At 39.3% G+C, this 22,259-nt stretch carries 23 protein-coding genes; 12 read left to right on the plus strand and 11 right to left on the minus strand.

Annotation, left to right across the window (positions count from 1 at the left end):
- Positions 1-34 precede the first annotated feature (34 nt).
- The 3 genes from ricT to BN8061_RS04155 are packed head-to-tail and all read left to right on the plus strand — an operon-like array spanning position 35 to position 4,252.
- A complete protein-coding gene (gene ricT / locus BN8061_RS04145; protein ID WP_068596758.1) occupies positions 35-1,462 on the plus strand; it encodes a PSP1 domain-containing protein in 1,428 nt (475 codons plus the stop codon).
- Positions 1,434-1,910, plus strand: a complete 477-nt coding sequence (locus BN8061_RS04150; RefSeq protein ID WP_094745851.1) for a gliding motility lipoprotein GldH — start codon at positions 1,434-1,436, stop codon at positions 1,908-1,910. The genes ricT and BN8061_RS04150 overlap by 29 nt, the downstream gene beginning before the upstream one ends.
- Positions 1,910-4,252, plus strand: coding sequence for a penicillin-binding protein 1A (locus BN8061_RS04155; protein ID WP_068596760.1), 2,343 nt, complete (start codon positions 1,910-1,912; stop codon positions 4,250-4,252). Before BN8061_RS04150 ends, BN8061_RS04155 begins: the two co-directional genes overlap by 1 nt.
- Positions 4,253-4,312: 60 nt before the next feature.
- Here BN8061_RS04155 and BN8061_RS04160 read toward each other — a convergent pair whose 3' ends face one another.
- The 7 genes from BN8061_RS04160 to BN8061_RS04190 form a co-directional block, all read right to left on the minus strand.
- A complete protein-coding gene (locus BN8061_RS04160; RefSeq protein ID WP_068596762.1) occupies positions 4,313-4,924 on the minus strand; it encodes a DUF4254 domain-containing protein in 612 nt (203 codons plus the stop codon).
- 84 nt (positions 4,925-5,008) lie between these two features.
- Positions 5,009-5,185 (minus strand): twin-arginine translocase TatA/TatE family subunit, encoded by a 177-nt coding sequence (tatA, locus tag BN8061_RS04165; RefSeq protein ID WP_068596764.1) that lies wholly within the window; start codon positions 5,183-5,185, stop codon positions 5,009-5,011.
- A gap of 36 nt (positions 5,186-5,221) precedes the next feature.
- Entirely contained in the window at positions 5,222-6,880 is a 1,659-nt protein-coding gene (locus tag BN8061_RS04170) for a murein hydrolase activator EnvC family protein (RefSeq protein WP_068596766.1), read from the minus strand.
- Positions 6,880-7,653: a lipoprotein insertase outer membrane protein LolB1 gene (locus tag BN8061_RS04175; protein ID WP_068596768.1), complete on the minus strand. Its 774-nt coding sequence runs from the start codon at positions 7,651-7,653 to the stop codon at positions 6,880-6,882. The genes BN8061_RS04170 and BN8061_RS04175 overlap by 1 nt, the downstream gene beginning before the upstream one ends.
- Positions 7,654-7,657: 4 nt before the next feature.
- Positions 7,658-8,671, minus strand: a complete 1,014-nt coding sequence (locus BN8061_RS04180) for a sugar phosphate nucleotidyltransferase (protein WP_068596771.1) — start codon at positions 8,669-8,671, stop codon at positions 7,658-7,660.
- Positions 8,672-8,705: 34 nt separating this feature from the next.
- The gene (dut, locus tag BN8061_RS04185) at positions 8,706-9,137 is read right to left on the minus strand and encodes a dUTP diphosphatase (protein WP_068596772.1); all 432 of its coding nucleotides are present in this window, start codon (positions 9,135-9,137) and stop codon (positions 8,706-8,708) included.
- The gene (locus BN8061_RS04190; protein ID WP_094745852.1) at positions 9,134-10,558 is read right to left on the minus strand and encodes a lipopolysaccharide biosynthesis protein; all 1,425 of its coding nucleotides are present in this window, start codon (positions 10,556-10,558) and stop codon (positions 9,134-9,136) included. Before BN8061_RS04190 ends, dut begins: the two co-directional genes overlap by 4 nt.
- Before the next feature lie 105 nt (positions 10,559-10,663).
- Between BN8061_RS04190 and BN8061_RS04195 the strand changes: the two genes are divergently transcribed.
- Both BN8061_RS04195 and BN8061_RS04200 read left to right on the plus strand, forming a co-directional pair.
- The gene (locus BN8061_RS04195; protein ID WP_068596774.1) at positions 10,664-11,662 is read left to right on the plus strand and encodes an NAD(P)H-dependent glycerol-3-phosphate dehydrogenase; all 999 of its coding nucleotides are present in this window, start codon (positions 10,664-10,666) and stop codon (positions 11,660-11,662) included.
- Positions 11,662-12,066, plus strand: a complete 405-nt coding sequence (locus tag BN8061_RS04200; RefSeq protein WP_068596776.1) for a hypothetical protein — start codon at positions 11,662-11,664, stop codon at positions 12,064-12,066. Before BN8061_RS04195 ends, BN8061_RS04200 begins: the two co-directional genes overlap by 1 nt.
- A 4-nt stretch (positions 12,067-12,070) precedes the next feature.
- Here the strand turns inward: BN8061_RS04200 and BN8061_RS04205 are convergent, their stop codons facing one another.
- Both BN8061_RS04205 and BN8061_RS04210 read right to left on the minus strand, forming a co-directional pair.
- Complete coding sequence (locus BN8061_RS04205; RefSeq protein WP_068597932.1) at positions 12,071-12,472, minus strand: group III truncated hemoglobin; 402 nt, start codon at positions 12,470-12,472, stop codon at positions 12,071-12,073.
- A gap of 153 nt (positions 12,473-12,625) precedes the next feature.
- Positions 12,626-13,177, minus strand: coding sequence for a hypothetical protein (locus BN8061_RS04210; protein WP_154662249.1), 552 nt, complete (start codon positions 13,175-13,177; stop codon positions 12,626-12,628).
- 104 nt (positions 13,178-13,281) lie between these two features.
- Here BN8061_RS04210 and BN8061_RS04215 point away from each other — a divergent pair, with 104 nt between their 5' ends.
- Complete coding sequence (locus tag BN8061_RS04215) at positions 13,282-14,049, plus strand: alpha/beta fold hydrolase (protein ID WP_068596780.1); 768 nt, start codon at positions 13,282-13,284, stop codon at positions 14,047-14,049.
- Here BN8061_RS04215 and BN8061_RS04220 read toward each other — a convergent pair.
- Positions 14,046-15,176: a DNA polymerase III subunit gene (locus BN8061_RS04220; protein WP_068596781.1), complete on the minus strand. Its 1,131-nt coding sequence runs from the start codon at positions 15,174-15,176 to the stop codon at positions 14,046-14,048. The two genes, BN8061_RS04215 and BN8061_RS04220, sit on opposite strands and share 4 nt — an antisense overlap.
- A gap of 114 nt (positions 15,177-15,290) precedes the next feature.
- On the opposite strand from BN8061_RS04220, the gene BN8061_RS04225 reads away from it, so the two are divergent.
- From BN8061_RS04225 to BN8061_RS04245, 5 genes are read left to right on the plus strand one after another with little or no spacing between them, the layout of a single operon-like run.
- The gene (locus tag BN8061_RS04225; RefSeq protein ID WP_068596783.1) at positions 15,291-16,235 is read left to right on the plus strand and encodes an ABC transporter permease; all 945 of its coding nucleotides are present in this window, start codon (positions 15,291-15,293) and stop codon (positions 16,233-16,235) included.
- Positions 16,235-17,191 carry an iron chelate uptake ABC transporter family permease subunit gene (locus tag BN8061_RS04230; RefSeq protein ID WP_094745853.1) on the plus strand — a complete coding sequence of 319 codons (957 nt, stop codon included), beginning with the start codon at positions 16,235-16,237 and terminating at the stop codon, positions 17,189-17,191. Before BN8061_RS04225 ends, BN8061_RS04230 begins: the two co-directional genes overlap by 1 nt.
- Positions 17,188-17,949: an iron ABC transporter ATP-binding protein gene (locus tag BN8061_RS04235; protein WP_068596785.1), complete on the plus strand. Its 762-nt coding sequence runs from the start codon at positions 17,188-17,190 to the stop codon at positions 17,947-17,949. The genes BN8061_RS04230 and BN8061_RS04235 overlap by 4 nt, the downstream gene beginning before the upstream one ends.
- A 13-nt stretch (positions 17,950-17,962) precedes the next feature.
- Positions 17,963-18,895, plus strand: coding sequence for a siderophore ABC transporter substrate-binding protein (locus BN8061_RS04240; RefSeq protein WP_068596787.1), 933 nt, complete (start codon positions 17,963-17,965; stop codon positions 18,893-18,895).
- Between the two features lie 3 nt (positions 18,896-18,898).
- The gene (locus tag BN8061_RS04245; RefSeq protein WP_068596789.1) at positions 18,899-19,717 is read left to right on the plus strand and encodes a siderophore-interacting protein; all 819 of its coding nucleotides are present in this window, start codon (positions 18,899-18,901) and stop codon (positions 19,715-19,717) included.
- A gap of 101 nt (positions 19,718-19,818) precedes the next feature.
- Here BN8061_RS04245 and BN8061_RS04250 read toward each other — a convergent pair whose 3' ends face one another.
- Positions 19,819-20,289 carry a pyrophosphohydrolase domain-containing protein gene (locus tag BN8061_RS04250; RefSeq protein ID WP_068596791.1) on the minus strand — a complete coding sequence of 157 codons (471 nt, stop codon included), beginning with the start codon at positions 20,287-20,289 and terminating at the stop codon, positions 19,819-19,821.
- Positions 20,290-20,423: 134 nt separating this feature from the next.
- On the opposite strand from BN8061_RS04250, the gene lepA reads away from it, so the two are divergent.
- Positions 20,424-22,220 (plus strand): translation elongation factor 4, encoded by a 1,797-nt coding sequence (gene lepA / locus BN8061_RS04255; RefSeq protein ID WP_068596793.1) that lies wholly within the window; start codon positions 20,424-20,426, stop codon positions 22,218-22,220.
- The last annotated feature ends 39 nt before the right edge of the window (positions 22,221-22,259 follow it).

Below are 22,259 nucleotides of genomic sequence, written 5' to 3' on the forward strand. Positions count from 1 at the left end.
CCTTTGTATGTCATTTATAAAAAAAACAGGTCATATGGGATGTGGATCATGTGGAACCAAAAATGGCCTCCCGAAAGGGTGTAACAACAACGGAGCTTGCGGCGTAGACGGTTGTGGAAAACTTACCGTATTCGATTGGTTAGCCAATATGCGATTACCAAAAGGCCAAGAGCAGTTTGATTTTGTAGAAGTTCGATTCAAAAACGATCGAAAATTATATTATAAAAACGAAAACAATATTGCGATAAACATCGGTGATGTTGTCGCTGTGGAGGGAAATCCTGGTCACGATATCGGGATTGTTACACTTACCGGGGAGCTGGTTCGAATTCAGATGAAAAAGAAACATCAATCCTACAAAGGAGAAGATGTAAAGAAAGTTTATAGAAAAGCCAATCAGAAAGATATCGAGACTTGGCGCGAGTATCGCGAACGCGAAACGCAAACGATGATAGATTCTAGAATCATCGCCAAACGATTGGGGCTAGAAATGAAAATTTGCGACGTCGAATATCAAGGAGATGGTGGCAAAGTTACTTTCTATTATACAGCCGATGGTCGGGTAGACTTTCGCCAACTGATCAAAGAATACGCGAGTAAATTTGGTGTGCGAATCGAAATGAAACAAATCGGTTACCGACAAGAAGCGGCAAAAGTAGGCGGAATTGGTTCGTGCGGACGAGAATTGTGCTGTTCGACATGGCTTACCGACTTCAGAACAGTGAGTACTGCAGCAGCAAGGTATCAGCAACTTTCGATCAATTCGCAGAAATTGGCAGGGCAATGTGGCAAACTCAAATGTTGTCTCAATTACGAGTTGGATAGCTACCTCGATGCGCTGAACAATTTCCCAACGATGGATACCAAACTCAACACAGAAAAAGGCTATGCCAATTGTGTGAAGATCGACGTTTTCAAACGTGAGATGTGGTTTTCATACGACCAAGGCGGTGTAATGTGGTATAAATTCTCGGTAGAAGATGTGCAAGAATTTATGGCAATCAACGCCAAAGATCAGAAATTAGAATCTTTGGAAGATCTGGCTAAGAACAGCATCATAGAGAAAAAGATAGATTTTATCGATGTCATTGGAGAGGATTCTTTGGAACGTTTTGAACGAAAAAATAGACCTTCAAATAGAAAACGTTCAAACCAAAGAAATAAAAACAGAGGAAATCAACCGGCTACTCAGAAGAATAATCAGGGAGAGAAAAATGCAAAAACAGCAAATCAGCCCAATGCAAATGCAAGCAGAAATGCTAATCAGCAAAACAGAAAACGCCCAAATCAGCAACGTGCAAAGCAAGGTGGAGCTCCTCAGTCCAAAAATCAACGAAATCGACCGAAACCAGAACAAGGTGGCTCGAATGTAAAAGGAAATCAAAATTCGACTGGCGAACAAAAAAAATCGGTACCAAAAAAACGTTTTCACCGTGGAAATCAGAATCGTAAAAAAGATTAGTTTTATATTGTCTGTGATTTTCATTATAGTGAGCTGTGAATCACATCATTACTATCAAGACAGCCGAGATTTGAGCGATGGATGGGACAAGAAAGACATCAAAGAATTTCAGTTTCGAGTTCAAGATACGATAAACCTCAGCATCAATTTGGCTTTTGTTTTGCGAAATGCGACCGATTATGAATATAGCAATTTGTACCTTTTTACTAACTTCACAGATCCGAAAGGAAAAGAGATGACCGACACTTTGCAATATTACATCGCTAATCCCGACGGAACATGGATTGGCAAAGGAATTGGGAGCAAAGAACAGATTCTGATTGTGAGAGAAAACTTAGCATTAAAAGATACAGGAATCTATAAAGTAAGGGTAACGCACGGGATGCGAGAAAACAAACTGAAAGGGTTAAAAGATATTAGTCTTATCGTTGATAAATTAGCAGATTGATGAAAGAAAATAAAACCAAAACTGCAACGCCAACCAAAAAAGGTTCGGGAATCATTCGCAAAGCCATCATGTTGTTATGGTTTTGTTTCATAGCAGGCGTATTAGGTGTTTTAGGAATTTTTTGGGCTACTTCTAACGGCTGGTTGGGAGAAATACCCAACGTTCGAGACCTCGAAAATCCAGATATCTACGTCGCATCGGATATCATCTCTTCAGATGGAAAATTATTAGACCGTTTCGAAACCGAACATCGCACACCAATCGCTTACAAGGACCTTCCGCCTCATTTGGTTGATGCCTTGTTGGCAAAGGAAGATATTCGTTTCTTCGAACATCCGGGGATCGATGCGCGTGCAGCACTACGGGCTGTAACCTCTGCAGGTGATGCTGGTGGAGGTTCAACGATTACGCAACAGCTTGCCAAACAATTGTATACGGTAAATCCGTCTCAGAATATTGTTGCTCGTATCTTTCAAAAACTCAAAGAATGGGTAACCTCTGTGCAGTTAGAAAAACTGTATACCAAAGAAGAAATCATTGCGATGTATTTCAATAAGTTCGACTTTATTTATGGAGCAAAAGGAATAGAGTCGGCATCAAAAGTATATTTCAACAAAAAAACAAAAGACCTCAATCTATCAGAATCGGCGATTTTGGTGTCGATGTTTCAGAATCCAGTAGCGTATAATCCGATCAGAAATCCAAAAGTTTCTAAAGAAAAACGAGACCTGGTGATCGATCAGATGTTGAAGTACAACAAGATTTCGCGCCAAGAAGCAGAAGCGGTAAAAGCTTCGCCAATCGTTACCGATCGTCAATATATCTCGAAGCGAGACGAAACGTATTCGGCTTATTTCAAAACCGCATTGCGCAAAGAAATAGAAGCTTGGTTGGATGAGTATGAAAAAGAAACAGGTAAACGATATAATGTAGATAAAGACGGACTCAAAATTTACGTTACGTTAGACTCTCGCATGCAGCGCATTGCAGAAGACGCTGTAAAAAAGCATCTTTCTACCTTACAAAGACAATTCTTTGCAGAGCAACGCGGCCGAAAATTAGCACCGTTTTATGATGTAAACGAAAAGAAACGTCAAGAAATTTTTGTACAAGCCATGCGACGCACCGATTTGTACAAAAGCATGAAAGAGCAAGGGGCAAGCGAAGAAGAAATCATCAAGAAGTTTAATGAACCACGTGATTCTGTAAAATTCTTTACGTGGGACGGTGTAAAATACGAAAAGAACAAAACCTTGTTGGATTCTATTATCTACCACAAGCACATCCTACAAACCGGATTGATGTCGATGGATCCGCGAGATGGAACAATAAAAGCTTGGGTTGGAGGAATCGATTGGGAATACTTTAAGTACGATCACGTAAAACAAGCAAGACGACAAGTAGGATCAACCTTCAAACCTTTTGTTTATGCTACAGCGATCAACCAATTGGGGTACACGCCATGTACCGTAATCTCGAACGATCGATTGACAATTGGGCGTTGGTCGCCACGCAATGCCAACGGCAGATATGGCGGCTCACAAGATTTGCGAACAGCCCTTTCTTATTCTACCAACGTGGTGGCGGTGCGTTTGATATTGCAAACCGGCATCGATCCGGTTATCCAAATGTGTCGAGATTTGGGAGTAGAATCGCCAATCATTAAAGATAATACAATTGCGTTAGGATCTGCCGATTTATCGGTGTACGAAATGGTAGGAGCAATGAGTGCTTTTGCAAATGGCGGAATCTACATCAGACCAGAATTGATTCTAAGAATAGAAGACCGACAAGGTAAAATAATCAAAGACTTCACGCCATTATCACGAGAAGTAGTCAACGAGCTCGTAGCCTATACCATGATCGATTTGATGAAAGGCGTAATCGAACGCGGTACAGGTAAACGAATTAGAAACTATGGAGTGTCGGCCGAAGTAGCGGGTAAAACTGGTACTACAAACAACAACTCAGACGGATGGTTTATGGGCCTTACTCCTAATTTGGTGACTGGCGTTTGGGTAGGAGCAGAAGACCGTTTTGCACATTTCGGAAGCACAGCAATGGGACAAGGAGCCTCTACTGCATTGCCAATTTGGGGCTATTATATGGCAGAAATTTATAAAAACGGAAGTTTTGGGGTGAGCCAAAGCGATAAATTCGAAAAGCCAGAAGGTATGGATGATGGCTGTTCTAGCATCCATTCGTATGGCAGTCTGAGTGCTGGTTCATATAGTGACGATGACCTGATCGAAGGTGGTGGATATGATTACAATTCACGGCAATCGAACGAGGTCGATGTTTCACCAAATTTTAAACCTGACGACATAGATTTCAATCAGTAAAGGATATCAAGCAATAAAAAACGGAACCTTTGGGTTCCGTTTTTTTATACAATAAAAATTTTATTTTTTGTTTTGATACAAAACAGGATTCAAACTTTCGTCGTTATACATTTTCATTTGTTTGTAGACTTTCATGTATTTGCTTCCTTTCGCAATATCGTCGATGAGTTCTTCGATCGCCGTACTCAAGTCTTGATGTTGTTTCAAGAGAATGTCTAATTTGGCTTGACAAACCATTTTGTGATCGGCAGATGCATCTTCTCTATCAACTTCTTGTTGCATGTGGTAAACTTTGAGCGCAAGAATCGATAGGCGATCTATTGCCCAAGCCGGGCTTTCGGTATTGATTTTGGCCGCTGGGCTGATGATGACATCTTTGTATTTGTCCAAAAACCAAGAATCGATATATTCCACCATATCGGTGCGTTCTTGATTCGATTGATCGATCCAACGTTTGATGCGCAACGCTTCTACCGGATCGATTGCAGGATCGCGAATGATGTCTTCTAAATGCCATTGTACGGTATCGATCCAATTCTTTTTATACAAAAGATGTTCGATCAGGTCGTTTTCAGAATACGGGTTGTCGATGGTATTGTTTACATCATCCTGCCGATGATAATCTGCTATACTTTGGTTGAATATTTCCCAAGCTTTTTCTGTAAAAGTCATATCAGCTAAATTGATTTTGTTATAAAAAAAGCATTGTAATTAGATCACAATGCTGTATTATTCTTTTTTCGAATTTATAAAAAATTAGTTACCCTTTTTTTCAGATTCTTCTTTTTTATCTTCTTCTTTCGTAGCATTTTTGAATTCTTTTATACCCGAACCCAAGCCTCTCATCAATTCTGGAATCTTTTTACCCCCGAATAATAAAAGAACGATCAAAACAATAATGATGATCTCTGTTGTTCCAAATCTACTAAACATATTCTATTGATTTTGTGCAAAGTTAATTATAAATTCTTACATACCGGCCACCCAATGTGCAGGATTTTGTCTCGAGGTTCCGTTCCATACCTGGAAGTTCATCACCGTTTGTCCGTCTGTGGTATCAATTGTCCCTAAAGACTGACCGCGAGATATCTTGTCTCCTTTGGCTACGCTTACCGAACTTAGGTTGGTATAAGCTGTGAAATACGAGCCGTGTCTCACCAAAACCATTTTGGCGCCACCTGCAATTTGCATCACCGACTGTACTTCGCCATCGAAAACTGCTTTGGCCTGTGCTCCTCTAGATGTCGCAATGTCTACCCCGAGATTTTCGTAAGAAATATTCGATAAAATTGGATGCGATGAGGTTCCGAATGCAGCCACCACCCGTCCGTTGTCTACTGGCCATCTGAGGCGACCTTTGCTCGATGCAAAATCTGATGATAAGCCGCCAAGTCCTGTACGGTCTTCATAGGCTTCGTCGTTGGGGGTTGCTCGGTCTACTTTTACTATTTTTTCTTTTTCTGGTACTTTGGTTACGACTTGTCTTTCGGCTTCTTCTTTAGCTTTGCGTTCTGCTTCGGCTTTTGCTTCAGCAATTTTTTTCTCGTCGGCTTCTTTTTGTGCTCTTAGACGGCGTTCTTCTTCGGCTTTGGCTTCGGCTATTCTACGTTGGCGTTCTGCTTCTGCTTCTCGCTCTAGCTTTTCGAATTTTTCGATTTCGGTTTTAGCTGTGGTCACAAACGAACCTTTTGGGTGAGCTTTCAGATAAGTTTGATAGGCAGATTTCGTATGCGTAGAACGTGCGGTGTTCCAGGCTCTTGCGTCTTCTTGTATTACCTGAATGGCTTTTCGGGCAGATTTTACATAATCACCTTGTGGATATTCGTTCATATAGGTTTCGAAAGCTGGAATTGTATTGGCTTTGAGGGCGATTTCCCAGGCTTTTCGATCTTTTTCTGCTCTGATTTTTGCTTGTCGAATTTCTTCTTCGATGATACGTTTAATTTGTGCGTCTATCTGGCGTTGCATCGCTTCTTTTTCTTGAATTTGTGCTGCAATTAGCCCTTCGTTCTTTTTGAACTCTTCGATCGCTCTATTTCGTTCTGCTCTTTCGCTTTCCAAGCCTTTTGCAAAAATTACTTGTTGATTCAGAACTTTTTCTTTGTCTTTTATTGTTTTTTCTTTCTTGATTTTCGCTTGCTGAATATCGTTTTGTTTGTCCACGATTTCTTGGGCTTGGGCTTTTTGGAAATCGGAATATTTTTCGAGGTATTTTATACGTCGATAAGCTTGGTTGAGGTTTCGAGAAGAGAGTACAAATAATAATTTGTTCGCGGTTGATTTGTTTTTATAAGCTTTTACGAGAATTTTCTTGTATTCTTCTTTTAGTCCGGTCAATTCACGAGAAAGTTTGTTGATTTCGAGTTGGGTTTTGTAGATGTCGTCATCCAACAATTTTTTTTCGCGCGTAAGATTGTTGACCAGTTGCGACTGAACGTCAATCTTTTTTTCGAGATTCTGCACGTATTCTACATTCAACTTAGAGTCTTGTTGATTCTTTTTCAGCTCTTTACCGAGCTGAATGATTTCTTTTTTTAATTCTTGATTTTGCTTTTGTAGCTTTTCTTTGTCTTGTGCAAAAATGACACTTACAGCTAAGAATAAAACAAAACTGAAAAAAATTCTCATTACTTAATTTCTCTTTTCTTATAACCTGTTGGAATACTAAACGGAGTGTCGATTTGTTGGTATGTAAAACTATTATATTCCAAATCAATTTGTTTAGTTTTTTTATCTTTTACCAAAATTTTAACTTTTTTGGGGAACTCTTCTTTTTCAGCCTTCACCCAATCTGCGTACGAAAGATGGATGTCGATGTTTTGCTTTTCGTCTTTTAGATGGGCTTCTAACAGTCTGAAACCACTGTCGAAAACATAAGTTTCTGCATAATTTGCTTTGCTTTGTCCAACAATTTTGTACTGATTATTGATTCGCTCCGCGGTATATTTCTCTTGGTTCAAATCCACAAAAACACGCCCGAGGAGAAGGTTTTGAAATTTATTATAATCGATAAAATCGACCCCTAACAGTTTGTTGATAAAATCAAAATCGCCATCAATGTACGATTTGCTAAAATTCTCATAAGCCTTGAAGCCTTCTGGAGTTATTTCTGCACGGGCTTTGAAAATAAATTTTTGAGCATTGATCCAAATTTTATCCTGATTATCGACAGAGATTGTGGCGTCTATTCCCGTGTCCATATCGCCTAAATCAGCTGTAATTTTAGATTTGATGACCAAATGATTGAAATTGTTGGTCTTATGCAATACGTTTTTGATGATGGCGCTGCTGGTCGAAACATTGGATGTTTGACTGTTGACACCCGATGTTTGTGCACCTTTCTGGGTACTACAACTGCCGATAAAAAGTCCTAAACCTAGGATTACAGCTAATTTTTTCATGTTTTTATTCTTTTGATTTAAAATCCAAAACCGAATAGTCTCCCAAACTAATGCTTCGAGAAACGCCGTAATATTCGGCATTGTTCCCGATCATGCTTTCGGTAAGATGGGCATTTTCGATTGTTGCATTTTCTTGTACCAAACTATTTGCAATATTCGTGCTAATGACGCGAGTGCCGTTGCCCAACGATACGTTTGGTCCGACCAGAGAGTTTTCGATCACTACGTTTTCGCCGATGAAACACGGTTGGATGATCAACGAATCTTTGATTTGGGCAGATGCCGGAATCTCGAACGACTCACTGAAGCCTAATACTTTGCTGTTGGTCTCTACGGTTACGGCTTTGTTTCCGCAATCCATCCACTCGTCTACTTTTCCTAGTGTGAATTTTTTACCTTTTGCTCGCATATTTTCCAAAGCGTCGGTCAATTGGTATTCGCCACTTTTCATGATGTTGTTATCAATTAAGTATTGAATTTCTTCTTTCAGGTTGTTTCCGTCTTTGAAAAAATAGATGCCGATAATCGCCAAATCCGAAACGAATTCTTGTGGTTTTTCGACAAAATCGGTGATGTAACCGTAATGATCCAATTTTACGACACCAAATGCATTTGGATTTTCGACTTGTTTTACCCAAACAACTCCATCGTTGTTGGTGTCTAATTCGAAGTTGGCGCGGAACAAGGTGTCTGCGAATGCTACAACAACAGGGCCATTGATCGATTCTTTTGCCATCCAAATTGCGTGTGCCGTTCCTAGCGGTTCTTCTTGATGGTAGATGGTTCCTTTTGCTCCAAGTTTTTCGGCAATTTTTATCAAATCTTGTTCAACCTCTTCTCCAAAATCACCAATTACGAATGCAATTTCGTCTATCGGCTCTGATGATAATTGATGAATATCTTCTGCCAAGCGATGAACAATTGGCTTGCCAGCGATTGGGATTAACGGTTTTGGAGTGGTAAGAGTATGCGGTCGGAGGCGAGAACCTCTGCCGGCCATTGGTATGATAATTTTCATTTGAATATTTTTATTTTTTAGGTTTGTAAATTCATTATTTTCCAGTACTACCGAAGCCGCCTTCTCCACGCACGGTGTCTGATAGGTTTTCTGTGATTTCCCACGAGATGGTTTCGTGTTTTGCGATTACCAATTGTGCGATGCGTTCACCGTCTTTTACTACAAATTCTTCATTGGATAGGTTGATGAGTATCACACCGATATCGCCTCTGTAGTCGGCATCTATAGTGCCGGGCGTGTTGAGTACAGTTACCCCATTTTTGTAGGCAAGTCCGCTTCTTGGTCTTACTTGTGCTTCATAACCTGCCGGAAGCTCGATAGATAATCCGGTAGCGATCAGCCTGCGTTCCAAAGGTTTCAATACCACATCTTCTTCGAGGTTAGCCGTCAAATCCATACCAGCAGATAAAGCGGTTTTGTATTCGGGTAAAGCGTGTTTTGATCGGTTGATGATCTTTATTTTCATGATGTACTTTTGTTAAGTTTTATACTTGCTTTTTCGATGAAAAACACCATCGCAAGATACAAGATTAAGAAAAGATTTCCAATGAGTATATTGGCATTAAAAACATAATAAGCTAGACAGGTAAAAATAATGGCGATTAGGGTATAAAAAGTTATTTTTTTGGTCTGATAAGGAATTTTGTATTCTTTTTGTCCCCAAATATAGGAGATGATCATCATGGTGGCATATGCCAATAGTGTAGCCCAAGCCGAAATCATGAATCCGTATTTTTTCAGCAAAAATAAATTCATTACGATGGTAATGGCACAACCGATGAGCGAAATGATGGTGCCAACATAGGTTTTGTCTGATACTTTGTACCAAGTAGAAAGGTTAAAATAAATTCCGTAAAATAAATTAGCAATCAGTACAATCGGTACGATATCCATGGCAATCCAATAGCTCTCGTTGTTGAGGAGAATGTATTTTAACCACCCCAAGTTGGCGATGACGCCGATGATTACAATATTGCACACAATGCTGAAATACAGTAAAATATCGGCATAAGTCTTTCTGCTGTCTTTTTGGTCAGATACTTTGAAGAAGTAAGGTTCTACGCCCATGCGGTAAGCGGTAACGAATAGCGTAAGAATCATGGCGATTTTGTACACGCCACTATAAGCTCCAGCTTCTGCTTCTGGGATGATATTTCGTTGAATTAATTTATCTAAATTTTCGTTGGTCACGAACGCCAAACCTGCAAACATGATAGGATAACCGTAGTGAAACATCTTTTTGAATAAAGTCCATTCGAAACTAAAAGAAACGTGACGAAGTTGTGGCACAAGCAGGAGGAAACCCAAAACACTTGCCGCAAAGTTTGCAAAGAAAGTATACGATATTTTTTCTTTCAACCCGATGCTGCTCAGCCAATTGTCGCTTATCCAATACAAAAAAACGAGGGTCAAAATCGCTTGAAAACTACTGGTAACAATCCGAATCAAAGCATATCGTATCGGTTGGTTGTTGAATCGGAGCGTAGCGAAAGGAATCACCGTCAAGGTATCGAAAAAGATGATCCAACCAAACCATTTGAGGTATTCTGGATGATTTTCGTAATCTGCCCATGTAGCTAAAGGATTGACCAGCAAATAGACCAACAAAATAAACAAACTTGCAGTTGCAAACATGAACCAAAACGAATTGTTCAGCGATTTTTTGTACAAACCATCTTGCGAGGCAAATCGAAAAAAAGCAGTTTCGAAGCCAAAGGTCAAAATCACATTCAGATACGAAACAGCGGCATACAATTGGCTGTATTGCGAATATTCTTCGCTGTTGACTTGTGCAACAATGAACGGCGTGAGGATAAAGACAATCAACCGCGGCAATACCGCACCCATTCCGTAAATGATGGTTTCGCTTAAAAGTTTTTTATACAAAGCTGTAATCTAAATAGTAAAACAAAATTGAGATTTCTTTTTCAAATCTCAAAACAAGACTGACTCTAAATATAGTATATTTGTAGGCTCAAACAATCAAAAACGATGCAACAAGATCATTATCGTATAGGGCTCATTGGTAACGGCAGTTGGGCGACTGCAATTGCTAAAATTCTCAGCAAAAACATCGAAACCATCAATTGGTGGGTGAAAGATGAATTTGTGAAAGAAAACCTCATCAGAACCAAACACAACCCAACTTATCTTACCGATGTTGAATTCAACCCAGATCAGTTCAATATTTCTACTGATATCAACGAAGTTGTTTTCAATAGCGACATCATTTTTTTCGTTGTCCCTTCGATTTTTGTAGAAAAATGTTTAGAGCCATTGAATGTTGGGTTCAGAGACAAAATAGTGATCACCTCGATCAAAGGAATCATACCAGAACACTATCAGACGGTAAATGATTTTCTGAAAAAACATCACAATCTGTCGGATGACAATCTTGCGGTTGTAAGTGGTCCATGCCACGCTGAAGAAGTTGCCCTCGAACGCTTGTCGTATCTTACTGTTGCTCACCAAGATACAGCCATTGCCGAAACCATTGCCAATTGTCTGCGTTGCGATTTTATTCAGGTCAAAACAACGCACGATGTCACTGGTACAGAGTATGGGGCAATTCTGAAAAATATTTTTGCCATTGCAGCGGGTATTGCGCATGGGCTAGGTTATGGAGACAACTTCCATGCAGTACTGATGAGCAACGCTATTCGAGAAATGGAAAGGGTTTTGGATGTCGTAGATCCGCTTGATCGCAACATCAACGAATCGGCTTATTTAGGAGATTTGTTGGTTACGGGCTATTCATTTTTCTCACGTAACCGCATGTTTGGGAATATGATTGGAAAAGGCTATACGGTAAAATCAGCTATCTTGGAGATGAATATGGTTGCCGAAGGTTATTATGCTACAAAAGGCGTATATGAGCTCAAAGATCAATATCGGGTGCGAATACCGATTATTGCGGCTGTTTACAAAATTTTATACCTCAAAAAAAACCCAAAAAAAGTAATGGATAAGTTAACCAAAAAATTGGACTGATGCTGAAAAGAGATTTTATTGCCAAATACATCGAAGAATTGGGCAAAATGCTCGGCAAGTTGCTCGATATTGAACAATACCAAGAGGCGGTGTCGCAGTTCGATTTTTATTTTGATGAAATGTTGCATACTTATTACAAAATAAATTCGGAGCAATTGGCAATTTTGTTGGAAGAAAACGAAGAACGAGATTTGTTTTTGCTGGCATTCGACTTGAAGAATAAAAATATTTTAGCTTTCGCAAAAGCAGCAAAATATTTCTATTCAAAAAATCAAGTAGAAAAAGTTGCCACCATCAAAAAAATTATCCAGCGCATCCAAGAGGTGAAATCCGATGTATTTCAGTTTCCGACAGCAGAAGACCAAGCAGTAGCCCAAGTGTTGATGGAGTTGGAACGATTATAAAAGATTAACCAAGTGGAGTCAAACCTTCTTTATCAAAATAGGCTAATTTACTTTGGAACAATGTTGCCATGGTATTCGCCTGTTTCTTTGCTTTTTGGCTCACCTCGTTTTCGATAAACAATTCACTCAAAGTCTGTTCGAAAATAGCAATCCAACGTTCGAAATGCTCAGCTTTTAATCCCAACGGAATATGCGGCGGAAAAGGTCGACCTTTATAGGTATAGGCATGGTCGAAAAGAACGGTCTCCCAAAACTGGTACATTTTAGACAAATGCTCACCCCAACGGTCCCCGATAACGCGTTCGAAAATTGGGCCAATCAAATCGTCTTTTCTCACCTTTCCATAAAACGTATCCACCAATTGTTGAACATCTTCAATAGTCGCAATATTTTTCTTTTCTAGCATATCGATTTGTATTTGATTGCCATCGAAGAGGGTAGAGACCAATTCGGAAGCAGTGCCACAAAGTTACTACTTTTACACTACAAACGAGCGATTTGCAGCCATGTGATTGGTCAGCAAATTGGCAAACCTATTCCAGCTGCATCCAATCCAATATCACCACTTCAATTTCATTTTTATTTCGTATTCACCGTTGTAGGCGCGATTTTGTTGAGGATTTTCGGCAATCAAAACTTTATAAACACCTTTTGCGGGCAATGCGTATTCTATTTTTTTGCCAAATGGACCAGCTTTTATACCATCGGGACCGTAAAGCTGTGCAATGTGAATATTTGCCGCAGAATCTGGCGCAACGAGTTCGATTTCGAGCTTGTTTGCTGTGTTGGTATCGAAGACAAACGAGTTGGTCTGCTTGCCAAGTTTCGAAAGTTTACGACTTGTTTTGGCATAGACAAACTCCAAGGTATCGGTGGTGTTGTTTGGACTTGCTGCAACTGTTGTGTTCTTTTTTGGTGCAACTTTCTTTATCGTTTTATTGGTTTTGGCAACTGCAGTTTTGGTGATTTCTTCGGGCTCAGTCTTTGGTTTGGCAATCAAATGTGCATATTCTTTTTTCACACCAGTTGGACTGGGATGGATGCGAGGCGTTTTTTCGCGGTGGCATCCCATAATGCAAATCAAAACCAAAATGGAAAGTAAATCTCTCAAATCGAATAATTTTGATACGAAATTAATTATTTTTAAAATTAAACATAAGCAAATTCAACTCATATTTATAAATTGTATCAGTTTTAAAAGATAAAAAATTTCTGATGCTGTATTACGAACAAATGGGTGAAAAAGCTCCAACACTAGTTTTTTTGCACGGCTACTTCGAAAGTATGAAAATTTGGTACGACTTGGCAGATGAGCTTGCCAAAAACCATCGGGTAATTCTCATCGATTTGCCTGGGCATGGGCAATCGCCAAATCTCTCGCCAACCAATACCATGGATATGATGGGAGAGGAAGTGATAAAGATTTTGAACGAAATCGGGGTAGAACATTTTTCGCTTTGTGGACATTCGATGGGAGGTTATGTGAGTTTGGCTTTGGTAGAGAAATATCCCGAGCGTGTCGACAGTTTGGTGTTGCTCAACTCAACCACATTGCCTGACAATGAAGCCAAAAAAGAGCAGCGTCTGAAAGCCGTAGACACCGCAGCCCAATATTTCGATGCGTTGATCAACCTGAGCATCCCAAATCTGTTTGCAAAAGATAGGTTGGAAGAGTTGCGCGACGAAATAGATTTTGTGAAATCCATTGCCAAGAAGACTTCTGTAGCAGGTGTACAAGGCGCTTTGCGCGGAATGCGTTTGCGTCCAGATCGAACTTTTGTGCTTGCCGAATTTTCGAAACCTCAATTGATTATTTTGGGTTCACAAGACGAAGCCGTTGACCCAGAAGAGTTGAAAAAAGTGATTCCAAATCAGCCAAATACCGAAGTTTTAGAGCTCAACACAGGGCATATGAGCTATTTGGAGGCTTACCCTGAAGTGTTGGCAGCCTTAATGGCATTCTACCAGAAAGTTTATCCTTAGTTGCGGACAACTTTACGATGTAGATAACGGGTGAGTTTGATCGAAAGATCGAACAAAATAATCTTTGCATTCCCGTTGCGTTCGATATGATAAGCCGCTTCGTTGATTTCGTTCAAAATATCGAGAATATTATCACCGTGGATAAACCCAGAAAATCCGTCCCACTTGAAACCTTCTGATTTTATTTGGAGGTAAGCCACTTCGTCTACCTGATAATTACGCAACAGGGCTTGACGAAAAACTTCGCTGCAATACGTCAAGAAGTTTTTTTGTTCGTCGCGTGACCAAGCAGCAATATCATTCGACCATTTGATGAGGTCTTTGAGCACAGCAGGCTTTTTGGCAGCCAAGAAAGCATTGCGCACCCAGCTTACAAAATAACGATCGAAAACAGCGTCTTCTTCGCCCAATTGTTGTACGGCAACACGCAAATTTCCTTGAGCCATGAAAGCAATTTGTTGGGCTCGATTGGGTTCTACTTGATGCTTTTGCACCAGGTATTGTTCTATATCTGCATCACGCAATCGTGGAATTTTTACGGTCTGACATCTCGACAAGATGGTGGGTAAAATAGAATCTTCGCGTTCGGCGGTAAGTATAAATAAGGTTTTTTGCGGTGGCTCTTCAATGATTTTCAGCAATTTGTTGGCGGCCTCTGTATTCATCATATCTGCATGCCAAATAATCATGATTTTATAACCGCCTTCGTAACTGTTGAGCGATAAGCTTTTTACAATTTCTTCTGATTCTTTGACGTTGATGATTCCTTGTTTTTTCTCGATTCCGAGATGTTTCATCCAATCAGAATAATTTCCGTACGGATTTTCTGTAACGAATTCACGCCATTGGTTGAGGTAGTTTTTGGCAACCGGATCTTTCTCGTCATTGGCTTTGTTGAACGGATACGAAAAATGCAAATCAGGGTGTTGCAAGTTTTTCACTTTTAGTAAGCAATTAGCGTTATTAATACCGCACAAAACCTGTTGGGCATAAGCAATTGCCAGAGGCAAAGCACCCGAACCTTCGGGACCAATAAACAATTGTGCATGGCTCACACGACCTTCGTCGATGGATTCTCGCAGTTTTTGTACAATTTCTGTCTGTCCGATAATATTATCCCAAAGCATGCCTCAAAATTATAACATTTTCTTATACCTTATATAATTTATTTATCTCATGCTTATTGTATTATAACATAATTAAAATCTATTTTTGCTTTTATTAAGTCTAAATAAAGGGGAGTGAGGATTCTATTTTTGAGTTTAATTTTGGTCTTGTGCAGCGTACTTTCGCTATTTGTGGGAGTAAAGGAAATTCCGATACGTTCTTTTTTTTCTTTGTCTGAAGACGAGTTGTTGGTTTTAGGAATCAGTAGAGTACCGAGAACAATAACGCTTATCCTTACTGGCGTTGGTCTTAGTATTGCTGGTTTTATTATGCAGCAAATTGCCCAAAATAAATTTGTAGCACCCTCTACCGCCGGAACTATTGAAGCGGCAAAAATGGGAATATTGTTCAGTATAGTGTATTTTCAGCATATTTCGTCTCTTGGAAAAACAATTATTGCTTTGGTTTTTACACTTTTAGCCAGCTGTATTTTTATTGTAATGATAAGAAGAATACGTACGAAAAATGTAATTTTTATTCCGCTTATCGGCATTGTGTACGGCAATATTATTGGAGCTATTTCTACTTTTTACGCCTATAAAAACAATATTGTGCAAAATGTTCAATCTTGGATGATGGGTGATTTTTCTTCAATTCTACAAGGCAATTACGAGTCTATTTATTTCATTTTGCCAGCAGTGCTTATTTCTTATTTATATGCCAACGAATTTGTGGTGGTGGGTATGGGAAAAAACTTTTCTAAAAATTTGGGACTCAACTACCAAAGTATAGTCTATTTAGGTTTGTTTTGTGTTGCTCTCACTGTAAGTGTTACAGTGGTTACTGTGGGAGCAATACCTTTTTTGGGACTCGTAATACCAAATGTGGTGAGCATGATTCATGGTGATAACCTGAAAAAAACACTTCCGTACACTGCTCTTTACGGAGCTATTTTCTTGATTGTTTGTGACCTGATAGGCAGGGTGATTATTTACCCTTACGAAATACCGATAGGTCTTACAATAGGGGTGATAGGAGGGGTGTTTTTCTTTTTTCTAATCCTAAAACGCAAAGCATAATGAACGAAATGTTGCGAAAAAGAAGCCTTATTCTTTGCGGTATATTCCTTGCTGTTGTGGGGCTTTTTATGTTTTACAGCACGGGATCAAATTTAGATTATGTATTACCAAGAAGACTCATAAGGCTTAGCTCTATTATTTTGGTTGGCATAGCTGTCGGGTATTCTTCTCTAATTTTCCAGACCATTACCAACAACAAAATTCTCACCCCAGCTATCATGGGATATGAGGCGGTTTTTATATTGTTTCAGACTTTTATGGTCTTTTTGTATGGCGACAAAACCTTCAAGATTGTCAACCAAAATGATAATTTTTTTCTGTCTATCGCCTTTATGATGCTGTTTTCTTTTGTCATGTATTTTATCCTGTTCAAGAAAGGAAAAAACAACATTTACCATTTGTTATTGATTGGTTTGGTGCTGGGGACACTTTTTGGTACGCTAAGCCAGTTTATACAAATTATTATCGACCCAAACGAGTTCTCGATGATAGAGGCTTATATGTTTGTTTCTTTCAATAAAATGAATACCTCTTTGCTCTACATCGCAACAATCATTACCCTGATTACGTTAACGATTGCCCAACCATTTCTCAAATACTTAGATGTCCTAGCTTTGGGAAGAGAAAACGCCATCAGTCTCGGGCTCAACTACAATCGACTGATACAGATTTATATGCTCATAATCTCTGTATTGGTTTCTGTTTCAACTGCATTAGTCGGACCAATTGCTTTTTTAGGAATCATGGTAACCAATATTTGCTATGAGCTTTTTCCAACGCCAAAACATCGCCACATGGTTTGGTTGTGCAGCCTCATTGCTTGTGTGTTTTTATTGGTCGGACAAACGATGGTTGAACATTTTTTCAATTTTTCGACCACCACCAGCATTGTCGTCAATTTTATTGGAGGCGTCTATTTCATTTATATCGTCTTAAAATCAACTCAAAGAAAATGATAGAAGTAAAAGATATACACAAAAAATTCGGTAAACGAAACATACTCAACGGGATAGATTTTGATATTCCAAAAAATCAAATCACATCTCTTATTGGACCAAACGGAGCAGGAAAAAGTACACTTTTATCCATCATAAGTCGACTAATAGAAAAAGACAAAGGCACTATAATTCTAAACAGCCAGGATCTTTTCAAGATAAAAAATAAAGAGTTGGCTAAACATCTTTCTTTCCTGAAACAAACCAACCATTTAGAGCTGAAACTCTCCGTAGAAGACCTTGTTGCCTTTGGGAGATTTCCTTATTCTAAAGGTAAGTTAACCGAAGAAGACCGCCAAAAAATACAGGAAGCTATTGCTTTTTGCTCACTCGAAGATTATAGAAATTGCTATCTAGATGAGCTTAGTGGTGGCCAACGGCAGCGTGCTTTTCTTGCCATGGTGATAGCTCAAGATACCGAGTATATCCTGCTAGACGAACCGCTCAACAATTTAGATATGAAGCTTTCTGTAAGAGTAATGAAAACCTTAAAACGCTTGGCACTAGAGAAAGGAAAAACCATAATCATTGTGATACACGAAATCAATTTTGCGGCCAACTATTCAGACTACATCATTGCGCTGAAAGAAGGAAAAGTTATTCTAAAAGGACCAACCGAAGAAGTAATTTCTGCTGAAAATCTTAAAGAAATTTTCGATCTCGAATTCGAAGTTATCGAACGAAACAATCAACGAATTTGCAATTATTTTAATCTTTAAAACACACTATATCATGAAGAATTTAATTCAATTATCGATGCTCTCTGTACTATTGCTTTTGGGTGCATGTAACAAAAACGAAAAGCCAGAAAACAACAATGCGCAGACCGTAGAAATCGTTCACGAATTGGGTACAACACCAGTAAAAGAAAATCCAGAACGCGTTGTTGTTTTTGACATAGGTTCTATAGAAACTCTAGATCAATTGGGTGTGAAAATAGTCGGAGTCCCAAAAGATTTCTTACCAGAACATTTGCAACAATATGCTCAAGATGCTAGTATAGAGAATGTAGGATCTGTGAAGGAAGCCAATTATGAAAAAGTAAACGCTCTGAATCCAGATCTTATTATCATTTCTGCTCGCTTGCAACAAGCCTACGAAGAGTTGTCGTCTATTGCACCTACAATTTACATGCAGGTAGATTATAAGGATTATATGAATTCTTTCGAAAAAAACACCCTTCAATTGGGTAGAATTTTCGGCAAAGAAAAAGAAGCAAAAGAGAAAGTGAATCAGCTGAAGCAAGAAATACAAACCGAAAAAGACTTCTTGGCAAACGATGATAAAAAAGCATTGATTATCCTGCACAATAATGGCAAATTTAGTGCCTACGGAAAAGGCTCTCGTTTTGGATTTTTGCACGATGTTTTGGGTGTAAAACAAGCCGTAGAAGATTTAGATATAGCCACACACGGGCAACCAGTTTCTAACGAATTTATAGAAAATCTAAACCCAGATTACCTGTTCGTTGTAGACCGCTCTGCTATTATAAACAAAGTAGAAACCAACAAAAAAGAAATAGAAAACACCCTCATTCAGCAAACCAACGCCTATAAAAACGGAAAAATCATTTACCTTAACCCACAAGTATGGTATCTTTCTGGGGGCGGACTGATTTCTACAAAAATGATGATAGACGAAATTAAACAAAACTTAAACCAATAAAATATGAACAAACCAAACATAGCAGATAAAGAATTCGAATTGGTTCGAAAAGAATACATTACACCACACTACATACGGGTTACTTTGCAATGCGACGATGTTACACCTTTTGCAGGATGCACCTTGGGCGTTAACAATAAAATAATGATTCCGCCCAAAGGAGTAGATAAAGTCTATTTTCCAACCATAGCAGAAAATGGAAAAGATTTTATCCAAGCAGAAGAACATCTACGCCCTATTGTTCGCACCTATACACACCGCTATATAGACGTAGAAAAAAATCAATTGCAGATAGATTTTATTCATCATGGCGAAAACGGGCCGGCCTCTGCTTGGGCTATAAATGCCAAAAAGGGAGATAAAATTGGTGTCGCCATGAAATTATTGAAAGCAGAATTGTACCCGCCAACCGAATGGTATTTCTTGATTGGAGATGCAACAGCAATCCCTGTAATTGCTTCAATTCTAGAATCATTACCAGAAAATGCCAAAGGCATTGCCCTGCTCGAAACGCCAACAAAAGAAGACGAACAAAGTTTACCAAAACCGCAAGGCATTCGTCTAGAATGGATTCATAATCCGCATCCAGCAAACGGAAGTGAATTGGCAAAAATTGCTAAAGCAAAGAAAATTCCAAACACATCCAGTAAATTTGCCTATGTGGCAGCCGAGTTTTCTACCGTAAAAGAACTTCGATTCTATTTTCGAAAAGAATTGAATTGGACCAAAGAAGAACTCTACGCCTATTCTTATTGGAAAGCAGGCGTTGCAGAAGACAAATCGGTAAGCTCTAGGCAAGAAGAAAACAAATCGATCGAATAAATCGACTAGTTTTTACAAACGAAAATATGACCATCAAAGCAAATCTATTTTGGGTTTGCTTTTGTATTTTAAAATATATTGAAGTTCAGTATTATAAGAAATTATTTCGCCAAAATTTTCCTCAAATCAGCCGGAGAATAATTCACCGATTTCAGCGTTTTATGATCACTTTTCCTGAAAACCAAAAACAATCCATCGATTTCGCTCACATAACTTTCTGTGCCATCTTTATCGAGGTAAAATTGCATTGTAGCTTCGGCTTCTTCTTTTGTTTTGCAAGCTTTGCTCATATTCGAACGATGAACCTCATTGAACAAATCGTTGAATTTATCCTTCAATCCAAACTCCAAAACCGCTCCAGCCAACACATATTGCAAGTCGCAAAGCGCATCGGCAACTTCTACCAAATCGTTGTCTTGTATGGCTTGTTGCAATTCTTTCAGCTCTTCGGTTAATAAATCTACCCGCAATTGACTGCGAGATACAGCAGGAATTTGTGGGGTTTCTAAAATTGGATGTTGAAAAGTCGAATGAAATTCGGCAACCTTGCTCAATGATTCTGGATTCTGCATAGCGAAATATTATTTGATTCAAAGATAGAAAATTGTTATTTTTAATAAACGCAAAAAAGTTTTAGTTCGAATTGAATGAAATTTCTTGTACTCTGAACGGAAAAGATTATTTTTGCCTATTCGACAAAAAAAGTATGAAAAATATTCGCAATTTCTGTATTATCGCCCATATAGACCATGGTAAAAGCACCTTGGCCGACCGTCTATTGCAAGTAACCAAAACGGTTTCTGACCGCGAGTTGCAAAATCAAACTTTAGACGATATGGACTTGGAACGTGAACGTGGAATCACAATCAAATCGCACGCCATCCAAATGGAATATGAAAAAGATGGTGAAGTATATATTTTAAATTTAATAGACACTCCGGGTCACGTGGATTTCTCTTATGAGGTTTCTCGTTCGATTGCTGCTTGCGAAGGGGCTTTGTTGATTGTAGATGCTGCACAAAGCATCCAAGCCCAAACGATTTCAAATCTTTATCTAGCTTTAGAGAATGATTTAGAAATCATTCCGGTTTTGAATAAAATAGACCTTCCTTCTGCCAATCCAGAAGAGGTAACCGACGATATTGTAGATTTGTTGGGTTGCGACCCTGGCGATGTTTTGCGCGTAAGCGGAAAGACAGGGCAGGGCGTAGAAGAATTGTTGCAGACGATTATCGAGAAAGTTCCTGCACCGCAAGGCGACCCAAATGCCCCTTTACAAGCGCTGATTTTCGACTCGGTTTATAATCCGTTTCGTGGGATAGAGGCTTTCTACAAAGTGGTCAACGGTGAAATCAAAAAAGGAGACGAAGTACAATTCATGGCAACTGGAAAAAGATACCACGCCGACGAAATTGGTACGTTGAAACTGACCCAAGTTGAGAAAAAAGTCATCAAAACTGGCGATGTGGGTTATATCATTTCGGGTATCAAAGACGCTTCGGAGGTAAAAGTTGGGGATACCATCACACTCGTAGACAATCCGGCAGAGGCGGCAATCGAAGGTTTCGAAGAAGTGAAACCTATGGTTTTCGCTGGGATTTATCCAGTAGATTCAGAAGATTATGAAGACTTGCGCTCTTCTATCGAAAAGTTGCGCCTGAATGACGCTTCGCTAACGTTCGAAGCAGAGTCGTCGGCTGCCCTAGGCTTTGGCTTCCGTTGTGGTTTTCTGGGAATGTTGCATTTAGAGATTATTCAAGAACGTCTCGAGCGTGAGTTCAATATGACGGTGATTACCACGGTGCCCAATGTGTCGTACGAAGCTTATTTAGAAAAAGACCCCGAAAAAGCCATTCCAGTACACAACCCGTCTGAGTTGCCCGATCCGGCTGGTCTCAATCGTGTAGAGGAGCCTTATATACGAGCTGCCATCATTACAAAATCTGAATTTGTGGGGCCGGTAATGAGTTTGTGTATCGAAAAACGGGGAGAATTGCAATCGCAAAATTACCTTACCCAACATCGCGTAGAGTTGGTGTTCAATATGCCGTTGGCAGAAGTTGTATTTGATTTTTATGACAGACTGAAATCGATTTCAAAAGGTTATGCATCATTCGATTATGCGCCTTCGGGTATGAAAGCTTCGAAATTGGTAAAAGTAGACATCATGATAAATGGAGAAATAGTAGACGCTCTTTCTGCATTGATTCACGTAGACAATGCCTATACGATAGGTAAAAAAATGTGCGAAAAACTCAAAGAACTCATACCGCGTCAGCAATTCGACATCCCGATTCAGGCGGCGATAGGAGCGAAAATTATTGCGCGCGAAACCATAAAAGCTCTTCGCAAAGATGTGACAGCAAAATGTTACGGTGGAGATATTTCGCGTAAGCGTAAATTATTAGAAAAGCAAAAAGCAGGTAAAAAGAAAATGCGCCAAATTGGACGAGTAGAAGTTCCGCAATCTGCCTTTTTAGCCGTATTGAAACTAAACGATTAAGAATCGTATTAAACAATAATCAAATAAGCCGCCTCTTTT

This window comes from Vaginella massiliensis, assembly GCF_900089075.1.
GTDB classification, from domain to species: domain Bacteria; phylum Bacteroidota; class Bacteroidia; order Flavobacteriales; family Weeksellaceae; genus Weeksella; species Weeksella massiliensis_A.

Excerpts from the sequence above, each read along its gene's own strand:
- lepA (WP_068596793.1), top strand. The coding sequence starts at position 20,424 with ATGAAAAATATTCGCAATTTCTGTATTATCGCCCATATAGACCATGGT.
- BN8061_RS04230 (WP_094745853.1), top strand. The coding sequence starts at position 16,235 with ATGAACGAAATGTTGCGAAAAAGAAGCCTTATTCTTTGCGGTATATTC.
- BN8061_RS04235 (WP_068596785.1), top strand. The coding sequence starts at position 17,188 with ATGATAGAAGTAAAAGATATACACAAAAAATTCGGTAAACGAAACATA.
- BN8061_RS04240 (WP_068596787.1), top strand. The coding sequence starts at position 17,963 with ATGAAGAATTTAATTCAATTATCGATGCTCTCTGTACTATTGCTTTTG.
- dut (WP_068596772.1), bottom strand. The coding sequence starts at position 9,137 with ATGAAAATAAAGATCATCAACCGATCAAAACACGCTTTACCCGAATAC.
- BN8061_RS04160 (WP_068596762.1), bottom strand. The coding sequence starts at position 4,924 with ATGACTTTTACAGAAAAAGCTTGGGAAATATTCAACCAAAGTATAGCA.
- BN8061_RS04220 (WP_068596781.1), bottom strand. The coding sequence starts at position 15,176 with ATGCTTTGGGATAATATTATCGGACAGACAGAAATTGTACAAAAACTG.
- BN8061_RS04245 (WP_068596789.1), top strand. The coding sequence starts at position 18,899 with ATGAACAAACCAAACATAGCAGATAAAGAATTCGAATTGGTTCGAAAA.
- BN8061_RS04170 (WP_068596766.1), bottom strand. The coding sequence starts at position 6,880 with ATGAGAATTTTTTTCAGTTTTGTTTTATTCTTAGCTGTAAGTGTCATT.
- BN8061_RS04180 (WP_068596771.1), bottom strand. The coding sequence starts at position 8,671 with ATGAAAATTATCATACCAATGGCCGGCAGAGGTTCTCGCCTCCGACCG.
- BN8061_RS04155 (WP_068596760.1), top strand. The coding sequence starts at position 1,910 with ATGAAAGAAAATAAAACCAAAACTGCAACGCCAACCAAAAAAGGTTCG.
- BN8061_RS04175 (WP_068596768.1), bottom strand. The coding sequence starts at position 7,653 with ATGAAAAAATTAGCTGTAATCCTAGGTTTAGGACTTTTTATCGGCAGT.
- BN8061_RS04250 (WP_068596791.1), bottom strand. The coding sequence starts at position 20,289 with ATGCAGAATCCAGAATCATTGAGCAAGGTTGCCGAATTTCATTCGACT.
- BN8061_RS04215 (WP_068596780.1), top strand. The coding sequence starts at position 13,282 with ATGCTGTATTACGAACAAATGGGTGAAAAAGCTCCAACACTAGTTTTT.
- BN8061_RS04195 (WP_068596774.1), top strand. The coding sequence starts at position 10,664 with ATGCAACAAGATCATTATCGTATAGGGCTCATTGGTAACGGCAGTTGG.
- BN8061_RS04200 (WP_068596776.1), top strand. The coding sequence starts at position 11,662 with ATGCTGAAAAGAGATTTTATTGCCAAATACATCGAAGAATTGGGCAAA.
- BN8061_RS04205 (WP_068597932.1), bottom strand. The coding sequence starts at position 12,472 with ATGCTAGAAAAGAAAAATATTGCGACTATTGAAGATGTTCAACAATTG.
- tatA (WP_068596764.1), bottom strand. The coding sequence starts at position 5,185 with ATGTTTAGTAGATTTGGAACAACAGAGATCATCATTATTGTTTTGATC.
- ricT (WP_068596758.1), top strand. The coding sequence starts at position 35 with ATGGGATGTGGATCATGTGGAACCAAAAATGGCCTCCCGAAAGGGTGT.